The sequence below is a fragment of the Bradyrhizobium sp. genome (genome assembly GCF_030697065.1).
GTDB lineage: Bacteria > Pseudomonadota > Alphaproteobacteria > Rhizobiales > Xanthobacteraceae > Bradyrhizobium.
Window position 1 is genome coordinate 1 of the sequence record NZ_JAUYQU010000035.1, and the last position, 19,979, is coordinate 19,979.

A 19,979-nucleotide genomic window follows, 5' to 3' on the forward strand; every position below is an offset into this window, starting at 1 on the left:
CCGCTTAGTATCGTTCCGCGAATGTGAGTCCTCACAGTGGATGAACTGGCACATGGATGAGAACTCTATTTCCAAAGGCGAAATTTTCGTCGTCGACGACGATCCCGCCATCCGCGACACCCTGTCGCTGGTGTTGTCGGCGGGCGGCTATCAGGTGATCTGCTTTGCCGACGGCGCCGCGTTGCTGGCGGTGGCGCGGACGAGAACGCCGGCCTGTATGCTGCTCGACGTGAATATTCCCGGCAAATCCGGCCTCGACATCCTGAAGGAACTTTCCGGCGAGGACTATCCCGCGCCGATCTTCATGATCTCCGGCCAGGGCGACATCGCGATGGCGGTGAGCGCGATCAAGAACGGTGCGCTGGATTTCATCGAGAAGCCGTTCCGCGGCAGCGAAATCGTGGCCCGGCTCGATGAGGCGATCGAGGCCTATGCACGCCGGCAGGCAGAGAACTCCGCATCACGAACCACGTCGCTGCATTTCCCGGGACGGGAACCGTTGACGCGGCGTGAGCGCGAAGTGCTGGAACAGTTCACGTCGGGCGCTTCCAACAAGGAAGCCGGGCGCCATCTCGGAATCAGCCCGCGCACCATCGAGGACCATCGCGCCAACATCATGAAGAAGCTCGGCGCCAGGAATGCGGCCGATCTCATCCGGATCGTGATGACCGTCTCGCGCGGCTGAACCGGCGCGTGCCGATCGGCACCTGCGCCGGCCTCTCAGCCGGCGAGGGCCTTGCGGATCATCGCGGCCAGATCCGTCTTGCGATACGGCTTGGCGAGCAGCAGCACGCCGGAGTCGAGCCGGCCGTGATGGATGATCGCATTTTCGGTGTAACCCGAGGTGAACAGCACCTTGAGCCCGGGCCGGGTCTTCTGCAACTCGTCGGCGAGCTGGCGGCCGTTCATCGCTCCCGGCATGATCACGTCGGTGAAAAGCAGGTCGAACGCATTGCCTCCTGCGACGATCGCAAGCGCGTCCGCCGCATTGGCCGCATCCAGCGTGACATAGCCCAGCGAATGCAGCTGGGTCAGCACATAGTCCCTGACCAGCTTGTCGTCCTCGACGACAAGGATGGTTTCGTGGCCGCCTTCGACGGCCGCCGCGAGTGCGCCTTCGGCCGCGGACAGGTCTCCGGTGCCCGGCGGCAGATACATCTTGATCGTGGTGCCGTGGCCCTCCTCGCTGTAGATCATGATGTGCCCGGCGGACTGCTTCACGAAACCATAGACCATGCTGAGGCCGAGGCCGGTGCCTTTGCCGGGACCCTTCGACGTAAAGAACGGGTTGAACACCTTGTCGAGCATGGCTGCGGGAATGCCGACGCCGGTGTCGCTTACGGCAATCAGCACATAGCGCCCGGGCCGGACGTCGTCGTGCAGGCTGGCGTAGCCGTCGTCGAGGAAGGCCATGCCGGTTTCGAGTATGAGCCTGCCGCCATTGGGCATCGCGTCGCGGGAGTTGAGCGCGAGATTGAGAATGGCGGTCGCGAGCTGATTTGGATCGACGGTGGCCATGCATTCTTCGTCTTCGAACGCCGTTTGGATATCGATCTGCTCGCCCAGCGTGGGCCGCAGCAGCTTGGCGGTGTCGATGATCAGTGTATTGACGTCGGTTTCCCGCGGCTGCAGCGGCTGCTTGCGGGCGAAGGCCAGCAGATGCTGGGTGAGATCCGCGCCGCGTGACGCCGCTTCGTCGATCATCCGCGTGATGGCGGCGAGCTGCGGATCCTTCGCGACGGCGTCGGCCAGAATCCCGATGGTTCCGGTGATGACCGTCAGGATGTTGTTGAAGTCATGGGCGATGCCGCCGGTGAGCTGGCCGACGGCTTCCATTTTTTCGGCCTGTCGAATCCGGTCCGCCGCCGCTATTTTGTCGGTCAGGTCGCGAATGAACCCGTTGAACACGAAGCCGTCACGGCGTTTCAACGCGGTGATGCTGAGCTCGACCTTGATCTCTCTGCCGTCTTTCCGCAGCGCCTCCATCTCGATGCGGCGGCCGAGGATCGGACCTTCTCCGGTGCTCAGGAAGCGCGCGATGCCCGACGCGTGGCCGGCCCGGTGGATTTCCGGAATGATCAGATCGCCGAGCTTTTGACCCACCGCCTCATCGTGCGACCAGCCGAAGATTTTCTCCGCCTGAGAATTCCAGTTTCGGATGCGGCTGTTCTCGTCGATCTGGACGAAGGCGTCGAGCGCGGTATCGATGATGCCGCGCGCCAGTTGTTCGCTCTCGCGCAGGGTTTCCTGCGCCAGCCGGCTTTGGGTCATGTCGCGGCCGACGAAGAAGTACCTCTGGACCGGCTCCGACCATGCTCCCATCCACGACAGCGTTACAATACGCCCGTCCTTGTGGATGTAGCGCGAATCGGTATTTCGCGCGGGCTTTCCGCGCCGCACCAGACGCAATTCCTCGCGGCTGATCTCAAGATCGTCCGCATGGAGAAATTCGCTGGCATTGCGGCCGATCATTTCCACCGGCTTGTATCCCAGGATGGTCTCCGAGCTCGGGCTCACCTGGACCAGGACTGCCTTGGGGTCGATCACCAGAACCAGGTCCTGGGAGGTGTCGAAGATGCGGCGTCGTTCCTCGATCTGCTGGCGCAGGGCCTGCTCGGTTCGTCGACTCGCCGTGATGTCGCGGGCGGTGGTCGATGCACCGATGATCGATCCCGACGGTTCCCGGATCGGGGAAATGGTGAGCGAAACCTCGACCAGGCTGCCGTCCCTGCACAGGCGTTCGGTTTCGTAGTTCTCGATGGTTTCGCCCCAGCCTATCCGCCGCAGAATGTCACTCACCTCCTCTGCGCGGATGGACGGCACGATCAGATTGATGCTCTGTCCGACCGCGTCCGTCGCGGGATACCCGAACAGGCGTTCCGCCGCCGGATTCCAGCCGGTGATCGTGCCGTCGAGGGATTTCGTGACGATGGCGTCGATGGAGGATTCGACGGCGGCGCTGAAGATGCGCTCGCGCGTGGCGTAATGGTCGCGCGCGGCTTCGGTACGGCGATGCTCCTGAACCTCGTGTTCGAGCGCGGCGGTCTTGGCATTCGCTTCACCCATCACCCGGGCAAAGGCGCGCGCGAGTACGCCGGTCTCGCCGCCCGCATCGACCGGAATCGCCACCGGCCCGTCGCGGCCGGCGCCCTCGACCGCCGCCGTCAATTGAATGATCGGCCGGGTCAGCGTCCTCGCGATGAATACGGCCAGGACAGCCGCGCACAGCATGGCGATCAGCCCGACCAGCAGGGAAGTATCCCGGATCGCCGCGGCCGGCGCCATGAAGACGGCGTTGGGAATGGCTTCGATGATGGCGACCCATTCCTTGCCGACCAAAATGGCGGGCGCGAGTGCTATTCCGCCCCGCCGTCCGGTGTGATCCGTCTGGACTTGCGCAATGCTCCGCCTTGTTCCAAGCGATGCCGCCAGATCCGGGAAGTCGTTCTGCCATCCGGTCGGCAAATCCGGCTGCGCGCTGAATTCTCGAGCCGGATCGGGGTGAACGAGATACTCGCCGCGGCCGTTGACGGCGTAGATTGCGGCACCCGGCCGCGCCGATGACCGGATGCGATCCAGCACCGGCCGCATGTTGATCTCGATGAGGAGAACCCCGAACGGTTTGCCGCCGGGCGCGAAAATCGGCGTCGCGACGTGCAGCGTCGGGTTATTCGGCGTCGCGGTGGCGACCATGCCACGACCCAAGCCAACCGGCGAGACGTGGATTTCGCCAGGCGGCAGCTGCATCGTCGCGTTGAAATAGTGCGGCGCGGCCTTTCGGCGCAATTCCGGCTCGGGAACATTCCGAACCGCGCCGTTCGGGCCCATGCGGTCGACACGGAAGATTTCGCGCCGGTCGTCGTCGAGGCCGATGATGCAAAGCTTGGAATAGGCGGGTTTGGCTTCAAGCACGCCCGCAAGACCGGTTGTGAGCCGTGCCCGCCATGTAGCTTCGGAAACGCCATCGGCCTGATCGACGCCGCCTGCCACGCGCGCGCGGATCAGTCCGTTCAGCGCAGCGGCGTTTCGATAACTGGCGATATCGCCACTTACTCCGGCGACGTAGGATTCCAGGTCAGCTGCGATCAGCCGCGAATGCGCCTCCATACGATCAAGGACGCGTGGAATGACCGCTTGTTCAAAGCCGCGATGGCTCAGCCATCCGACCGCGGTTACCGCGAGCGCCACCAGCAGGATCATCGCGACGGCTAATCTGGTTGCAAGCGTCATCCGGGTTTCGCACCAGTGTATCCCGCCACGGTTCGCGGTTGGCCGGGAGGACCAACGCTATTCCGCTTCATGGGCGGGAAGCAACCGCGCCGGCGGCCAGGATATCGAAGACGCGCGCTGCGTGGCTTCAAGAGAATCCGCAACGGCCGCCAGCAGTGCGGCCGGCCTGAAGGGCTTTTGCAGGCTCCTGACCGCGCCGAGCCTGGTGGCCATGGTCAGAAAATCCGGGCCGGAAGCGAAACTAACAGGATTTCCCGATATCACGATGATCGGGATCCGCGGCTGCTGCTGGTGAACCAGCCGCATGGTTTCCAGCCCGTCCATTCCCGGCATGAAAATATCGAGGAACAGCAGGTCGAATGCGCCGGTCTGGAACATCGCCAGCCCGCTGCGGCCATCGCCGGCGACGGCGACGCCGTGGCCGGCCCGCTCCAGCAAGAGCCGGATGGTCGCCTGCACTGCTTTGTCGTCGTCCACGACCAGGATATTTGCCAAGTCCAACTCCCCGGTTCGCATCTGGAATCAACGCCAGCCAGTCGCGAAAGGGTTGCCGAATTTGCATTCACACGCAAGCATTTCGAAAAGGTGGACGACGCGTTGATTCTGTTGATACGATGGCCGATCAGTTGTCCCGTCTGCACGGTTCAGAGCAGACACGATGAAGCGCTCGCGTCGTACAGGCTGATTCGCGGTATCTTCACCATCCTGGACATCTCGACCTGGTTCGACTCCGACTCTCCTGAAGCCCAGACGGTGATCGCGATCGGATCGCGGGAAACCCGACCTTCCATGCCTCGCTTGCAACCGCGGCACGCTGTCCTGATCCGCAGGATGGGTTGAGCTCTTTGCGAAACCCGTCATAACATCAAATGGCGACAACGCCCGTCCCGCGAAGTGGTGCTGACATGACCGACAGGAAAAAGACCCCCGAACAGCTCCGTAGCGCGCGCTGGTTCGCGCCCGACGATCTGAGGGCCTTCGGCCACCGCTCGCGCGCGATGCAGATGGGCTACGCTCCGGAGGAGTGGAAGGGCCGTCCGGTCATCGCGATCCTGAATACCTGGTCGGACGCGCAGCCCTGCCACATGCATTTCAAGAGCCGGGTCGACGACGTCAAGCGCGGCGTGCTGATGGCCGGCGGCTTCCCGATGGAATTGCCGGCGCTGTCGCTGTCGGAGTCCTTCCTGAAGCCGACCACCATGCTCTACCGCAACATGCTGGCGATGGACGCCGAGGAATTACTGCGTGGTCATCCCGTGGATGGGGTGGTGCTGATGGGCGGCTGCGACAAGACGACGCCGGGGCTGCTGCTCGGAGCCACCTCGATGAACCTGCCGACCATCTACCTTCCGGCGGGCCCGATGCTGCGCGGCAACTGGAAGGGCAAGACCCTCGGCTCCGGCTCCGACGCCTGGAAATACTGGGACGAGCGCCGCGCCGGGAAGATCTCCGACAGGGACTGGGTCGATGTCGAGGCCGGCATCGCCCGCAGCTACGGCACCTGCATGACCATGGGCACCGCTTCCACCATGACCGCGATCGCCGAATCGATCGGCATGACGCTGCCGGGCGCTTCCTCGATCCCGGCCGCGGATGCCGGCCACATCCGCATGGCGTCGGAATGCGGCCGCCGGATCGTGTCGATGGTATGGGAAGATCTCACCCCGCAAGAAATACAGACCCGCAAGGCGTTCGAGAACGCCATCACCGTGGCGATGGCGATGGGCTGCTCGACCAATGCGATCATCCATCTGATCGCGCAGGCGCGCCGTGCCGGCCAGGACATCGGGCTCGACGATTTCGAGATCGCCAGCCGCAAGGTGCCCGTGATCGCCAATGTGCGTCCCTCCGGCGACAGGTACCTGATGGAGGATTTTTTCTATGCCGGCGGGCTGCCCGCCCTGATGAGCCGGATCAGGCAGCATCTGCATCTCGACGTCTTGACCGTGACCGGCATGACACTTGGCGAAAACATCGCGCGCGCCGAGGTCTATGATGACGACGTCATCCGCACGGTCGAAAATCCGATCTATGCCGAGGGCGCGCTCGCGGTGCTCAGGGGCAACCTCGCTCCGGATGGCTGCGTGATCAAGCCCAGCGCCTGCGAGCCGCGCTTCCTCAGGCACACCGGGCCCGCGCTGGTGTTCGACGATTATCCCTCGATGAAGAAGGCGATAGACGATCCCGATCTCGACGTCACGTCGGACCATGTGCTGATCCTGCGCAACGCCGGGCCGCAGGGCGGGCCGGGCATGCCGGAATGGGGCATGCTGCCGATCCCGACCAAACTGGTGAAGCAGGGCGTCCGCGACATGGTGCGGCTGTCGGATGCGCGGATGAGCGGCACCAGCTACGGCGCCTGCATCCTGCATGTCGCGCCGGAGTCCTATATCGGCGGCCCGCTGGCGCTGGTGCGCAATGGCGACCGCATCTCGCTCGATGTCGCCGCGCGCACCATCAATCTCGATGTGCCGGAAGCGGAACTGGCCAAACGCCGCGCCGAATGGCAGCCGCCGGAGCGGCGCTACGAGCGCGGCTATGGCTGGATGTTCACCAAACACATCAAACAGGCCAATGAGGGCTGCGATTTCGACTTCCTCGAAACCGGCTTCGGCAAGCCGGTCGATGAGCCCTCGATTTACTAGCCAACCGTCATTCCGGGGCGATGCGCAGCATCGAACCCGGAATCTCGAGATTCCGGGTTCGCGCTTCGCGCGCCCCGGAATGACAAGGGGATGAGAATCATGACCAAACTCAGCGATGCCACCCGTGCCAGACTGAAGACCATCTCCACCGCCACCGTGGCCACCGCGCTGTTCAAGCGCGGCTTTCGGACCCAGTGCATTCAGGACGTGCACCCGCTGGGTGCCGGTCAGCCGACGCTGGTCGGCGAGGCCTTTACCTTGCGCTACATGCCGGCGCGCGAGGATCTCAACAAGCTCGACGTGTTCCGCGATCGCTCGCATCCGCAGCGCAAGGCGGTGGAAGACTGTCCGCCGGGCGCGGTGCTGGTCATGGACAGCCGCAAGGATGCCCGCGCCGCGTCGGCCGGCGCCATTCTGGTGACGCGGCTGATGCAGCGCGGCGTCGCCGGCGTCGTCACCGATGGCGGTTTTCGCGACTCGGCGGAGATCGCCAAACTCGGCTTTCCCGCCTTTCACCACCGGCCGAGCGCGCCGACCAATCTCACGCTGCACCAGGCGATCGAGATCAACGGTCCGATCGGCTGCGGCGATGCGCCGGTGTTCCCCGGCGACGTCATTCTCGGCGACAGCGACGGCGTGATCGTGATCCCGGCGCATCTCGCCGATGAAATCGCCAACGAAGCTTTCGAGATGACGGCGTTTGAGGATTTCGTCACCGAACAGGTGCAAAAGGGCCGCGGCATCTTCGGGCTCTACCCCGCCACCGATGAGCAGACCCTGGTCGATTTCGCGGCCTGGCGGAAGGCGACGGGACGATAGCCGGCGGTGTGAGCACGAGAAGGAACGTAGCATGAATGGAGCCGGCGGGTCGCGCGCACGCGCACCCACCGGCGCAATCCGGGTTGCTTCATCAGCGCTGCCCCCGGATTGCGCCAGCGATCGGCGCTGGCGTCGCCGACCGCTCGCTCCATCCGGGCTACGAGACCTCGCCCTTCTCCGCCATCCCGACCGCCCACAACGCAAAGCCATAGGCGATCGCGACTTCTTCGAGCCGGTCGAACCGGCCCGAGGCGCCGCCATGGCCGGCGCCCATGTTGGTGCGCAGCAGGACCGGGCCGCCCGATGTCATGGTGGCGCGCAGCCGCGCGATCCATTTGGCGGGCTCCCAGTAGGTGACGCGCGGGTCGGTCAGCCCGCCCATCGCGAGGATCTTCGGGTAATCCTTCGCCGCGATGTTGTCGTAGGGCGAGTAGGACAGAATGGTGCGAAAATCCGCTTCGCTCTCGATCGGGTTGCCCCATTCCGGCCATTCCGGCGGCGTCAGCGGCAGGGTGTCGTCGAGCATGGTGTTGAGCACGTCGACGAACGGCACCTCGGCGACGATGCCGGCGAACAGTTCGCCGGCCCGGTTGGCGACCGCCCCCATCAGCATGCCGCCGGCGCTGCCGCCATGGCCGACGATGCGCCTTGCGCTGGTATAGTTCGCCTCGATCAGCGCGCGCGCCGAAGCCGAAAAATCATCGAACGAGTTCGTCTTCTTCTCGCGCTTGCCGTCGAGGTACCAGCCCCAGCCCCTGTCGGCGCCGCCGCGGATATGGGCGATCGCATAGACGAAGCCGCGGTCGACCAGCGACAGCCGGTTGGCGGAGAACGACGCCGGCATCGCCATGCCGTAGGAGCCGTAGCCGTACAGCAGCAGCGGCGCGCTGCCGTCGCGCTGCAAATCCCTGGCGTGCAGGATCGAGACCGGGACCTGCGCGCCGTCATGCGAGGTCGCCATGATGCGGGTGGTGACGTAGTCGGCCGGATTATGGCCGGACGGGATCTGCTGGCGCTTGCGCAGCGTGCGGGTGCGGCCCGCCATGTCGTAATCGTAGACTTCCGACGGCGTCGTCATCGACGAATAGGAGAACCGCAGGTTCGTCGTCTCGAATTCATAGCCGCCCATGGTGTCGAGCGAATAGGCCGTCTCGTCGAACGCGATGGCGTGCTCTTCCGACGTCGCGAGGTCGCGGATGACGATGGCGGGCAGCGCATGTTCGCGCTCCAGCCGCACCATGTGCCCGGCATAGAGTTCGACGTCGATGATATAGACGCCCTCGCGATACGGGATCAGGTCGCGCCAGTTGGCGCGCGCCGGCGCAGCGAGCGGCGCGGTGACCACCTTGAAGTCGATGGCGCCGTCGGCATTGGTGAGAATGAACAGCTCGTCGCCGCGGTCGTTCACCGAATATTGCACGCCTTCCTCGCGGGCCGCGATCAGAATCGGCGGCGCGGAAAGATCGGCCAGATCGACCAGCCGCTGCTCGGAGGTCTCGTGATCGCCGCCGGCGATCACGCAGAACCGTCCGCTGGCGCTCTCATGGATATGGGTGAACCAGCCGGCATCCTGTTCTTCGTAGACCAGCACATCGTCGGCCTGCGGGGTGCCGAGGCGATGCCGCCAGACCTGCATCGGGCGGTGGTTGTCGTCGAGCTTGACGTAGAGGAAGCTCCGGCTGTCCGCGCTCCACACCACCGCGCCGTCGGTCTCCTCGACGACGTCGTCATGGTCCGCGCGCGTCGTCCAGTCGCGCACCCGGATGGAAAAGAATTCCGAGCCCTTGATGTCGGCGCTCCAGGCCACGAGCCCGTGATCCGGCGAGTGCCGGCTGCCGCCGAACCTGAAATAGCTGTGGTCGGCCGCCAGCCTGTCGCCGTCGAGCACGATCTCGACCTCGCCGCCGCCTCGCGGCATGCGGCCGAACATCTCGTGCTGGCCGCCCTCGCGGAATTTGCGCAGATACGCGTAAGGCCCGTCCGGTGCGGGCACGCTGGAATCGTCCTCCTTGATGCGTCCGCGCATCTCCGCCACCAGGGTTTTCTGCAGGGCCGCGGTGTGGCCGAGCAGGCTCTCGGTGTAGTCGTTCTCGGCCTCGAGATAGCTGCGGATATCCTGATGCAGCGCCGAAGGGGCGCGTAGCACCTCCTGCCAGTTGGCGTCCTTCAGCCAGGCATAATCGTCGACGATCGTAATGCCGTGGGTGGTGAAGGCATGCGGGCGGCGCGGCGCCACCGGGGCGGGCACTTTATTCGTTGGTTGTGTCACTGGTTCCTCGTTCGCCCGGCGCCGGGGATTTCGTTACGCGCCCACGCTTTCGCCCAGCCACTCGATCGCGGCCTCGGTACCGCCCTTGCCGTGCGGAATACCCAGCGCCTTCAACCCGACTTCGATCACGCCGAGCGTACCCAGAATCATCGGGGCGTTGACGTGACCCATATGGGCGATCCGGAACGCCTGTCCAGAGAGTTCGCCGATGCCGACGCCGAGCACCACGCCGCATTTTTCCTTGCAGTAGCGCTGCAGCGCCAGCGGGTCGTGGCCGTTGGACATGACCACGGTCGTCACCGTGTTGGAACGTTCGTTCGGCTCGGCGACGTTGAAGCCGAGCACCTGGCCCTCGGCCCACACCGCCACCGCGCGGCGCACCGCTTCGGCAAGCAGGCGATGGCGCAGGAACACATTGTCGAGTTTTTCCTCGAACAGCATGTCGACGGCCTGGCGCAGCGCGAACAGCAGGTGCACGGGTGCGGTGCCGGCATATTTCTGGTAATGCTCGCTGCCTTCGCGCGCGGTCCAGTCCCAATAGGGCGTGCGCAATCCCGCGGTCTTGTGCGCCTCGCGGGCGCGGTCGTTGGCGGCGACGAAGCCGAGGCCGGGCGGAGCCATCAGGCCTTTCTGCGAGCCGGACATCGCGACGTCGACGCCCCACGCGTCCATCTCGAACGGCATGCAGCCGAGCGAGGCCACCGCATCGACCATGAACAGCGCGGGATGGCCCGCCGCCTTGATCGCCTTGCCGATCGCCTCGATGTCGTTATAGGCGCCCGAGGCGGTATCGACCTGCACCGCGAGGATCGCTTTGATCTCGTGGTTCGTGTCCTGCCGCAGGCGCGCCTCGACTTCGGCCGGGCGGATGGCGCGGCGCCAGTCGCCCTTCAGCACCTCGACCTCGACGCCCATGCCGGCGGCGGCCTGGCCCCAGCCGATCGCGAACCGTCCGCTCTCCAGCACCAGGATCCTGTCGCCGCGCGACAGCACATTGGTGAGCGCGGCCTCCCAGGCGCCATGGCCGTTGGCGATGTAGATGTAGGAGCGCCCCTTGGTGGCAAACAGCGTCGACAGGTCGCGCAGCAGGCTGTCGGTCATGCCGAACATTTCCGCGGAATAGATGTCCAGCGCCGGACGATGCATCGCCCGCAGCACTTCGTCGGGCATGGTGGTGGGCCCGGGGATCGCCAGAAACTCCCGGCCCGCGCGAACGGTCATTCTTGTTCTTCCTTTTGATAGGCTGTTGGGCAGGGACGCGGTGGATACCGGGAGATTCAGGCTGGAACATGATGATAATCGATTGAAACTGTCATTGCGAGAGCAGCGAAGCAATCCAGGCGGTCGTCATTCCGGGGCGATGCGCCAGCATCGAACCCGGAATCTCGAGATTCCGGGTCTGGTGCTAACGCACCATCCCGGAATGACGGCCTCAAGAGATTCGCACTCGTCGGCTTCGCACACGCAATGCCGGATCAGCCCATCACTGCCTTATCGCCCCCGCCACCGCCTGCCAGATCCGGTCCTTGATCTCGGTCGCGGCCGGGCTTGGAATCACCGTGGCCGGGCCGCTCTGCTTGCGGCAGGCCTCGACCAGCCGCAGCAGCCAGACCTCGCCGTCGGTGTAATAGCGATCGCCGCCGCCATTGCGCCCGGCCAATGTCGGCCCCACGCCGGTGACCTGGTATTTCGCCTGCACCATCGCCGCCGTCTCCAGATCGTCGGCGAGAAACTGCCGCTCGGCGTCGACATCGGCATCGATGTGGTGAGTGACGGCGCCGGTGTAGTGGCTGATGCCGACGCTGCGATCGAAGGTCGCGGCGCCGAGCCAGACCGGCCGCTTTTCCTCGCCCAGCTCGAGCACCTTCCAGAGCCGCACATGGTGACGGCGATCGGGGCTGCGCCCGTCCGGCTTCTCGAAGGCGAGGTCTTCGCGGCGGCCGAGATAGTAAAGGTTGCTGACCGGCGCATCGCGGTAGGGCCGGTCGAGCAGCACGCTGCCGACGATCTCGACCGACGTTTTCAGCGTGACCGGATCGGCCGGATACCAGCCGGCGGCATGCATGGCGCAGAGCAGGTCCTGGTTGTCGCCGACCAGGCCGACATTGATGGGATCGCCCGGAATGTCCTGCGCCGTTCGCGTCACCATCGGCAGCTCGGCGAGGCCTTGCTGGTGCTCGTAATGGGTCCAGAACGCCGGCAGCACGACATAGGCGGACAGCGTGTAGGCGATGACGAGCGACAGCAACAGCCACGCGGCGCGCTTCACGGCGCTACCTGCGGGTCTCGCGGCAGCCTGCGGCTTCGGCCTCCTCGACCGAACAGAACCAGCGCGTGCCCTTGCTGATCTTCATCTGGATCTTGGCGTACCAGCGGCTGGAGGGCGTGTGATAGATGCATACGCCGGAGCGGTTGACGTTGCCCTTGATGGTGCAATCGGGCGAGGGCGCCACCGGTCCCGACGCCGAGGCCAGCAGGATCGCGCGCGCCTGCTCGGGCGGTTTGACGGCGCCGAGAATCGCCGTCTTCTTGTTGCGGATGCGCCAGTCCCATGGCGCGATGAAGGCGCCCTGCCACATCCCGGCCCTGGCCTCGCGCGCGGCCTTCTCGTCCGCCTCGTAGTCACGGGAAATCCGCGCATAGGCCAGCGCCCAGCCGTTGCGGACCAGCCATTTCTGGATGTCCTCGCCGTCGACCGCGCAGCGCGCCACGATGCGGCCGCGGCGGTCGGCGACCTGGCGCCTTGTGCAGCTCCAGCTCCTGTTGCCGACATGTTTGATCAGTTCGTCGCGCGCCGCGGCGCCGCAGCTCCAGCGCTCGCCCTTGGTGTTGAGACAGAGCTGGTCCAGTTGCGGCGCGTCGATGCCGCCGAGCCGGATCCGGGAATTGCCGATCTGGACCTGGTCGGCCTCGCGGATCCTGGCAACGCCGGTTATGTCGGCGGCGTCGGCGATCGCAGGCAGCAGCAATGCGAACAGCGCAATCAGGAATTTCATGAACAGGGGCCGTCTAAAATGAGGAATCGTCCAATCAAACGCCGCGATTGTGGTGCGGATTGGGCTGCCGTACCAGCGCGGGAAACTACGGATGCTTTCAACTTAACGCGAGAACGAACTCGGCTGTCATCACCCGCGAAAGCGGGTGATCCAGTATTCCAGAGGCGGCAGCGGTAGAGCCGAGAAGCCGCGGCGTACTGGATACCCCGCCTTCGCGGGGTATGACGGTCGGTGATTAGTTGCGCCCGCCCGCCATCATCGCGCGGCGCGCCAGCGCAAGGCCCATCAGCACGAAGGCCGAGGTGACTTCGGGGCCGCCGACCAGGATCCGGGTCGGGGTCTTCATCTTGTTCCACTCATAGGCCTTGAACGGCCCGCGTCTGCCGCCTTCGCCGACACTTTCGGCGATGCAATGCAGTGCCGGCGCGAAGGCCGCGAGCGGCGCGCCGAGATGGCCGAGCGCGATCAGCGCCAGCGCCGCATCGAAGGCGTTCATCTCGTGCGCGATCAGCTCGCCCTGCACATAGGCCAGCACTTTTTCGCGGACCAGCCCGAACGTGCCGTCGGGATCGATGGCGGCCTGCCCGGCGGGCGGCAGCGCGGTAAAGGCGGCGTAGCAGCGGCCGAAATAGGCGCAATACAGCTCCGGCAGATAATAGATATGCGAGCGCGGATTGGCGAAGGCGCCGCTCAGCACCAGCCGCTTCTGGAAGCCGATGATGCGGTGAGCGGTCGCAAGCCGCGCCGGCGTTTCCAGCACTTTCCACCGCGCCAGATTGCGGAAGCTGACCTCGAGAATATCGAGGTTGAGCGTCGGATCGAGATCGTTGCCGAACGGCCGCTCGCCCCTGAGATTGTCGATCCAGGTGACGACGCCGCCCTCGTAATCGATATTGTCGTTCAGCGGCACGGTGACCTTGGGCTCGTTGGCGCCTTCCGCCACCTGGTAGCCGGCATAGAAATCCAGCAAGGGCTGGTCGAGGATCGGATCGGTGGCGCCGGCCTGGGTCGCCGCCGAGAACGCGCAGGCCGTGGTGTCGCAGTCCGGCACGTAGATGCCGAAGCCGAGGTCCTGCTTGATCTGGGCGAAGAACTTCGAAAAGCGCGGATGCGGCAGCGGCGCCAGCGCGGTGATCACGCGGACGATGGAGCCGTCATGCGAGCGCACGTCCTCGGCGCTGGTGGTGAGGCAGAAATCCACCATCTCGGTGATGGCGCGGCGCGACGCATTGGCCTGGTCGGGCGAGGCGAGGCCGGTCTCGGCAAAGCTCAGCAGCGCCTCGGTGAAGAACGCGTCGTAATAGGCCGAGCGGTGCCGGATCTGCATCGGCTCCCACATCGGCTCGGCGATCCCCTTCCATGGCGGGTTGATCAGCGCACGCGCCGGCGAGCGCGCGATGAACACCCGCGCCAGGTTGAACAGCAGCGTCGAGTTCTTGTAGCCGCGCGAATTCAGCCCGGTCAGCGCCATCAGCATTTCGCGGCCGCGCAGGTCGGCGTCGCCGATCAGGTTGAAGGCGGCATAGGTTGGAATGAACCCGTTGCTGCGGAAGGATTTCAACAGATGCGCGGCGCAGCTTCGGATCGTGCCCTCGATCTGCGCCATGTCCGGCGGGCGCGCCGGCGCCGGCCCGGCCGGCGGCCTGGGATGCGCAAGCTCGATGGTATCGACGAGATCGGCGACCGGCGCGCCGATCGCGGCCCAGTCCGGCTCGGCATGGTCGCGTGCCTGGCCCAGCGCGTCGCGCAGCCGCTGCAATCGCGCCTCGTCGCGCAATTCGCTCAGCCCGGTCCGCCGCAGCAGCGGCCGCAGCGCGGGATTGCCCAGCGCGGTACGATAGAACTTGCCGAGATGCGGGTCGCCGCCGGCATATTTCAGCAGCAGGGGGTCGCAGACGTCGTACAGCGACGGGCCGTCCTTGGCTGCCGTCACGGCGCGGTAGGCGGCCCCGGCGATGCGATGAAATGTCATGAATTTCTTGCCCAGCCGCGCTGTTGCGCGTCCCCCCGGGCCGCGCCGAACCCGCGAAACCGGCAAAATCCCCAACCTTATAAGCCCTTGAAAACCTATACGAAATCCCGGGGAATACAAATGTGACCGGGATCACGGAAAAAACAGCCATTTCGGCGTCATCGGCCGCCCGCAAGAGTGCCGGGAGCCACAAGGAGCCTCCCTGGTAACCATTTGCAATATTGGAGGAATTTTATCGCACGCGCGGCCCGCAGGGCCCGCATTCGCCAAACGAGGTTGCCGGCCAGGGCCCGGCGGGTTAATGCTTTCTTTGTTGCGATGCCGCAAATAGAGCGCAATCGGGCGGCACACCGCCCGGCAACTCCTCAAACCTAATCGGCGTCTGGCGCGACCAATCAAGCGCGCCTGTGCCGGTGAGCAGGAATGAACCGCGATGAACCTACGGCAGATCAGCATCTCCCGCCGCAGCCTCACCATTGCCGCCGTGCTGGTGGCCACGGTGTCGCTGGGGCTCGGAGCGCACGCCGCGCTGAACAAGCGCGCGCTCGACGCCGGCAAGGCGATCGCGTCCGGGCAGAATGATGCCGCCGCCGCCAGGGGCTCGAAGATCGCGCTGGTGATCGGCAACGGCCACTATCCCGACGCCAATGCGCCGCTGGCGCAGCCGATCAACGACGCCCGCGCGCTCACCGCCAAGCTGCGCAGCAGCGGCTTCGACGTCGACGTCGTCGAGGACGCCAGCAAGGACGACATGCGCCGCGCCGTCGCCCGCCTGCAGTCGAAGGTCAGGCCGGACAGCGTCGTCATGCTGTATTTCGGCGGCTACGGCGTGCAGGCCCGCCGCCAGAGCTACATGATCCCGGTCGACGCCAAGATCTGGAAGGAAGCCGACGTGCGGCGCGACGGCGTCAGCATCGAATCGGTGCTGGAAGCCGTCAGCGAAAAGGGCGCCCGCGCCAAGCTGGTCGTGGTCGACGCCTCCCGGCGCAATCCGTGGGAGCGCCGTTTCCGCACCTATTCCCACGGCCTCGCCCCGATCGCCGCCCCCGACAATGCGCTGATCCTGACTTCGGCGTCGCCGGGCAAGGTCGCCGACGATTCGAACGGCGCCAACAGCGTGTTGATGACCGAGTTGCTCAAGGAGCTGACCCCGCAGCTCGCCGGCGTCGAAGCCGCCTTCAACAAGACCCGCCACGCCATCTCCCGCGCCACCGACGGCGAACAGGTGCCCTCGGTGTCCTCCTCGCTGCCGGAAGACCTCAGCTTCAGCACCGCCGCGAACGTCAAGGCCGGCAGCTGAACAAGCTTCGTCATTCCGGGGCGATGCGAAACATCGAACCCGGAATCCCGGGATTCACCGGTGCGCAATTGCGCCCCTGAGGTCTGCTGCTAACGCACTATCCCGGAATGCCGGGATCGAGACTTCGACAACCCTTCCCCCTACTTCTTCACATCCACGCTCGCCGTCACAGGTCGCACCGGATCGCCTTCGCGCAACAGCGCGCCGGCGCGGGCGACCACGGTGTCGCCTTCCTCGAGGCCGCGGCGGATTTCGACCTGGCCGGCCGACATAAGCCCGACCTCGACCTGCCGCGTCTCGACCCGCGCCCGCCGCACCACCTGCACCACGGTGCCGGCCGAACTGTAGAGGATCGCTGTCAGCGGCAGCGAGATGCCGCAGCTCTGCCCGGTCTTGATCTGCGCCCGGCCGGATGCATTCACCAGCAGCCGCCGCGGCTGGGTGATGCCGACGAACACCTGGCCGAGCTGGCTGTTGGGCTCGATGGTCGCGGCCACCCGGCGCACCCGGCCCTCGACCTCGCCGACGCCGATGATCTTGATCCGCGCGGTCTGGTTGACCGCGAGTTTCGGGATATCGCCCACCGGCACCATGCCGACCAGGTCGAATTCGCTGCGCGCGATGATGGTGAACAGCGCCTCGCCCTTGCCCCCCGCCACGGAGCCCACCACCGCGGTGGAGGTCGAGACCAGCCCCGCGATCGGTGCCGCCACCAGCGTCAGCCCGCCCTCGGGCAGCGCCAGCCGGGCCAGCAACTGGCCGGCGGTGACGGTGTCGCCGGGCTCCGCCAGCACTTCCGCCACCTTCAGCCCCGGCCGCTCCGAGCGCACCGAGGTCTCCTCCCGCGCGATCAGGATGCCGGAAACGTCGACGATATCGGAAAAACAGGCCTTGGCCGCCTTGATCACGGTAACCGCGGCGCCCTTCGGCGCCGCCTCGGCCGGCTCCTCTGCGGCAAACGCGGGAGAGGCCAGGAGGAGGGCGGCGGCGAGCAGGGTGGGGAAATGGTTCATCGGCAATATGATCCCGGTTTCGGGGGTATGGATATCAGAAGGCGGGTGAGGGGGCCAAGCGGCAAGGTGGGACGAGGACGTGTATTACTGGAGGCGGGAATTCGGGAATTCACATGCCCGGACCATCACCAGCGGTCGAGCGTCGCATGGGTCCTCCCCTCTATGAAGGCACGCCGAGCGCACCATGGAGTGCAGACGGGACTGCTTCACGCAATCGCCATTTTATGGAAATCGGTGCATCGCCTTCCCAGGAAACGAAGTCAACTTCGCCACAGTAATAGAACGGCGTCGGCTTTGAACCGGTCTTCTTGGTTGGTCGCACGAGGAGATGAACGCGCTTTCCCTGCGACGCGTGATTGCTAAGAATTTGCCCGTGCTTCGAAGACTGTGTGGTGCGGTTTTGGCTCTGCCAAGCGAACTCTCGGTCGGATACGAAACGATCCACGTATCGATGGTCTGTGTTCATATCGCCCTTCGCCAAGGTAACCAGCAGAAAGACTTCTGGATCTTGGACGACAAAACCAGCGTTCCAGATTGCTTGGCTGAAAGTAAGACCAAAGGCAGGTGCTATCGCGTCGCGTGCATATCGCTCCCAGATCCGCAGCCCCTCACCAGCAGGCCGCGTTCGTAGTGCTTCCATTCTGAAGCCGGATGGATCACGTTTTAGCCTAACGCGCTCTCCGCGCGATGAAAGTCCTGCGTCGTCCCCAAACCAACCACGCAATATTCCCGGCAGCAGGTTCATCTTATCGCCCGGCTTTCGAACATCATTGATGGCGACTCTTGTGATCAAAGCCTCGTAAGTGACTCCGTCGATCTCGACAGGAACTGGTCCAAGCTCAAGATGAAGGGACGCTGCGGCACTGGGGAGAACCAGTACCGGGTGTTCGTCGTCGCGAGACACTCGGCACATGATATCGGCGGCTGGATCGTCAGGAGCATGCTGGCTAAGGTACTGCGCAAGGCGCCAATCCAAGATCTCACGAAGGAGATCTTTAAGTGGGGCGGCATCGCTGGCTTCGAAATTCGTCGATAAGCGATCGCGTTCGAACTTAAAATAGGACGTCTCGCCAGTGCCTTGACCTCCAACCAAGTCGCGGATGGGCCGGTCAACGAGCAGGCGGCGTAAACTTTTCGTGTCATCAATGTCTAGCGAGAAGTCTCTACGGACTTTCAAGTATCGAGCGGCCAGCTTAGCAACCTGTTCGACAAGCGTATCGATGTCAATTTCGCCGGGTATTGCATCGGCCGAACTCATGGCGAGCAGTAAGATAATCTTGTGGCTGCGGGTAGTATCTATCTTCTCAATGCTGTCTAGGAATGCACGAGATTGCGAAAACGCAGCAACTTCGTCCCTCGACAGGCCATTCATCCGAGATACAAAGCCTAGCCACGAGCGCTCACTGTTGCCGCGGGGATTGAAGCCTTCGTGAAAGGCTTCAACTGCAGTCGGACGGACATCGTGCCGTTCAAGGAAGCCGCTGTAGAAGGCCTCAAGTGCTGCCTCCGGCCGGTTGGGCTTCAGCAGTTCTTCGAGTATTTTGATGCTTTCGAGTTCATAGGTGACGGCACAACCCTCCGGCAGGTCAAATTCCTGCCGAATGACCTCGTCGAGAATATTTCTGAGAGCGCCAATGCTGTTCGCATTCTTGCCCGCGACGGCCGCAACAGATTGCAACTTCATAAGAAACGATCGGTGGTTTCCGATGTAATCGATGACCTTTAAAAATGGCTTATTCGGTGCCCTACGTAGGCCGCGGCCGAATTGCTGCATCCAAATTACCGTCGATTCGGTAGGACGCAGCATAAGTATTGTATCGATGTTTGGGACGTCGACCCCCTCGTTGAACATGTCTACCGAGAAGATGACATCAAGCTCCCCGTTCGCAAGTTGAGTAAGCGACGTAGTTCGGGGCGAACTGTCATTGCCGGCATGAACGGCAACTGTCCGCAAACCGCGGCCATTGAAAAATTCCGACATGAAATTGGCATGCCGCTGTGAACAGCAGAATGCGATGCAGCGTTTAGCGCCATGCTTACGGAATTGTTCGAGAGCGTTTTGCGCGCGAGCATCGGTTGCTACCGCCGCCGTAAGCTCGGTAGGATCGAAGCGTGCGTTACGCCATGGAATGTTGGCGTAATCGACGATATCCGGAACGCCAAAATATTGAAAGGCGCAGAGCAAACCTGCTGAAATTCCGTCGGGGACCGACGCTTGAAAGACGAGGTTCTCTTGGCAAAGAGCGAGAAGGTCGCCACCGTCCATGCGCTCAGGCGTCGCGGTAAGCCCAAGAAGGAATTTAGGCTGGAAGTAATCAATAATGCGCCGGTAAGTAGTCGCGGCGGCGTGATGAAATTCGTCAATGATGATGTAGTCGAAGGCCGTCGTCGAGAATCGATTGAGATGCTCTGCCCGGCCAAGTGTCTGCACCGACGCGAAAAGCAGGTCTGCGTCACCATCCTTTTGCGAAGCGTTCATCCGCCCGATGGAGGCATTCGGTCGGATACGTCGGAAATTTTCAATTGCTTGGTTCAGTATCTCCTCACGATGAGCCACGAAGAGAACGCGATGGAATTCCGGCCTACCGCTGTCAAATGCGGAAAGCCATGTCTTTCCAAGTCCCGTCGCGAGAACAACCAAGCCTGCCGAGAAGCCTTCCCGTCGTGTTTCTTCGAGTGCTGAAAGCGCGGCTAGCTGAAGAGCGTGCGGGATAGCCAAGGGGGGCGGCGCCTCT

General features: G+C 64.1%; 13 protein-coding genes. 4 read left to right on the forward strand and 9 right to left on the reverse strand.

Annotated elements, in window-relative coordinates; translation table 11 throughout:
* Positions 1-52: 52 nt before the first annotated feature.
* On the forward strand, positions 53-685 hold the full coding sequence (locus tag Q8R73_RS02615; protein ID WP_305717998.1) for a response regulator transcription factor: 633 nt from the start codon (positions 53-55) through the stop codon (positions 683-685).
* Positions 686-720: 35 nt separating this feature from the next.
* On the opposite strand, the gene Q8R73_RS02620 is transcribed toward Q8R73_RS02615, so the two are convergent.
* Both Q8R73_RS02620 and Q8R73_RS02625 read right to left on the reverse strand, forming a co-directional pair.
* Positions 721-4,230 carry a PAS domain S-box protein gene (locus tag Q8R73_RS02620; protein ID WP_305717999.1) on the reverse strand — a complete coding sequence of 1,170 codons (3,510 nt, stop codon included), beginning with the start codon at positions 4,228-4,230 and terminating at the stop codon, positions 721-723.
* A gap of 57 nt (positions 4,231-4,287) precedes the next feature.
* Positions 4,288-4,725: a response regulator gene (locus Q8R73_RS02625; RefSeq protein WP_305718000.1), complete on the reverse strand. Its 438-nt coding sequence runs from the start codon at positions 4,723-4,725 to the stop codon at positions 4,288-4,290.
* 410 nt (positions 4,726-5,135) lie between these two features.
* On the opposite strand from Q8R73_RS02625, the gene araD reads away from it, so the two are divergent.
* Both araD and Q8R73_RS02635 read left to right on the forward strand, forming a co-directional pair.
* Positions 5,136-6,875, forward strand: coding sequence for an L-arabinonate dehydratase (araD, locus tag Q8R73_RS02630; protein WP_305718001.1), 1,740 nt, complete (start codon positions 5,136-5,138; stop codon positions 6,873-6,875).
* A gap of 99 nt (positions 6,876-6,974) precedes the next feature.
* Positions 6,975-7,694, forward strand: a complete 720-nt coding sequence (locus tag Q8R73_RS02635) for a ribonuclease activity regulator RraA (protein ID WP_305718002.1) — start codon at positions 6,975-6,977, stop codon at positions 7,692-7,694.
* A 157-nt stretch (positions 7,695-7,851) separates the two neighbouring features.
* Here Q8R73_RS02635 and Q8R73_RS02640 read toward each other — a convergent pair whose 3' ends face one another.
* From Q8R73_RS02640 to Q8R73_RS02660, 5 genes are all read right to left on the reverse strand, one after another.
* Positions 7,852-9,963 (reverse strand): S9 family peptidase, encoded by a 2,112-nt coding sequence (locus Q8R73_RS02640; RefSeq protein ID WP_305718003.1) that lies wholly within the window; start codon positions 9,961-9,963, stop codon positions 7,852-7,854.
* Between the two features lie 33 nt (positions 9,964-9,996).
* On the reverse strand, positions 9,997-11,184 hold the full coding sequence (locus Q8R73_RS02645; protein ID WP_305718004.1) for an alanine--glyoxylate aminotransferase family protein: 1,188 nt from the start codon (positions 11,182-11,184) through the stop codon (positions 9,997-9,999).
* 262 nt (positions 11,185-11,446) lie between these two features.
* The gene (locus Q8R73_RS02650) at positions 11,447-12,232 is read right to left on the reverse strand and encodes an LssY C-terminal domain-containing protein (protein WP_305718005.1); all 786 of its coding nucleotides are present in this window, start codon (positions 12,230-12,232) and stop codon (positions 11,447-11,449) included.
* A 4-nt stretch (positions 12,233-12,236) separates the two neighbouring features.
* Positions 12,237-12,959, reverse strand: a complete 723-nt coding sequence (locus Q8R73_RS02655) for a thermonuclease family protein (protein WP_371126015.1) — start codon at positions 12,957-12,959, stop codon at positions 12,237-12,239.
* 235 nt (positions 12,960-13,194) lie between these two features.
* On the reverse strand, positions 13,195-14,931 hold the full coding sequence (locus Q8R73_RS02660; RefSeq protein WP_305718006.1) for a hypothetical protein: 1,737 nt from the start codon (positions 14,929-14,931) through the stop codon (positions 13,195-13,197).
* Between the two features lie 433 nt (positions 14,932-15,364).
* Between Q8R73_RS02660 and Q8R73_RS02665 the strand changes: the two genes are divergently transcribed.
* Positions 15,365-16,231 (forward strand): caspase family protein, encoded by an 867-nt coding sequence (locus tag Q8R73_RS02665; RefSeq protein ID WP_305718007.1) that lies wholly within the window; start codon positions 15,365-15,367, stop codon positions 16,229-16,231.
* A gap of 140 nt (positions 16,232-16,371) precedes the next feature.
* Here Q8R73_RS02665 and Q8R73_RS02670 read toward each other — a convergent pair whose 3' ends face one another.
* Together Q8R73_RS02670 and Q8R73_RS02675 are read right to left on the reverse strand one after the other, a co-directional pair.
* On the reverse strand, positions 16,372-17,244 hold the full coding sequence (locus Q8R73_RS02670; RefSeq protein WP_305718008.1) for an efflux RND transporter periplasmic adaptor subunit: 873 nt from the start codon (positions 17,242-17,244) through the stop codon (positions 16,372-16,374).
* A gap of 160 nt (positions 17,245-17,404) precedes the next feature.
* The coding region (locus Q8R73_RS02675; RefSeq protein WP_305718009.1) for a DUF3427 domain-containing protein at positions 17,405-19,979 on the reverse strand (2,575 nt) is incomplete at its 5' end.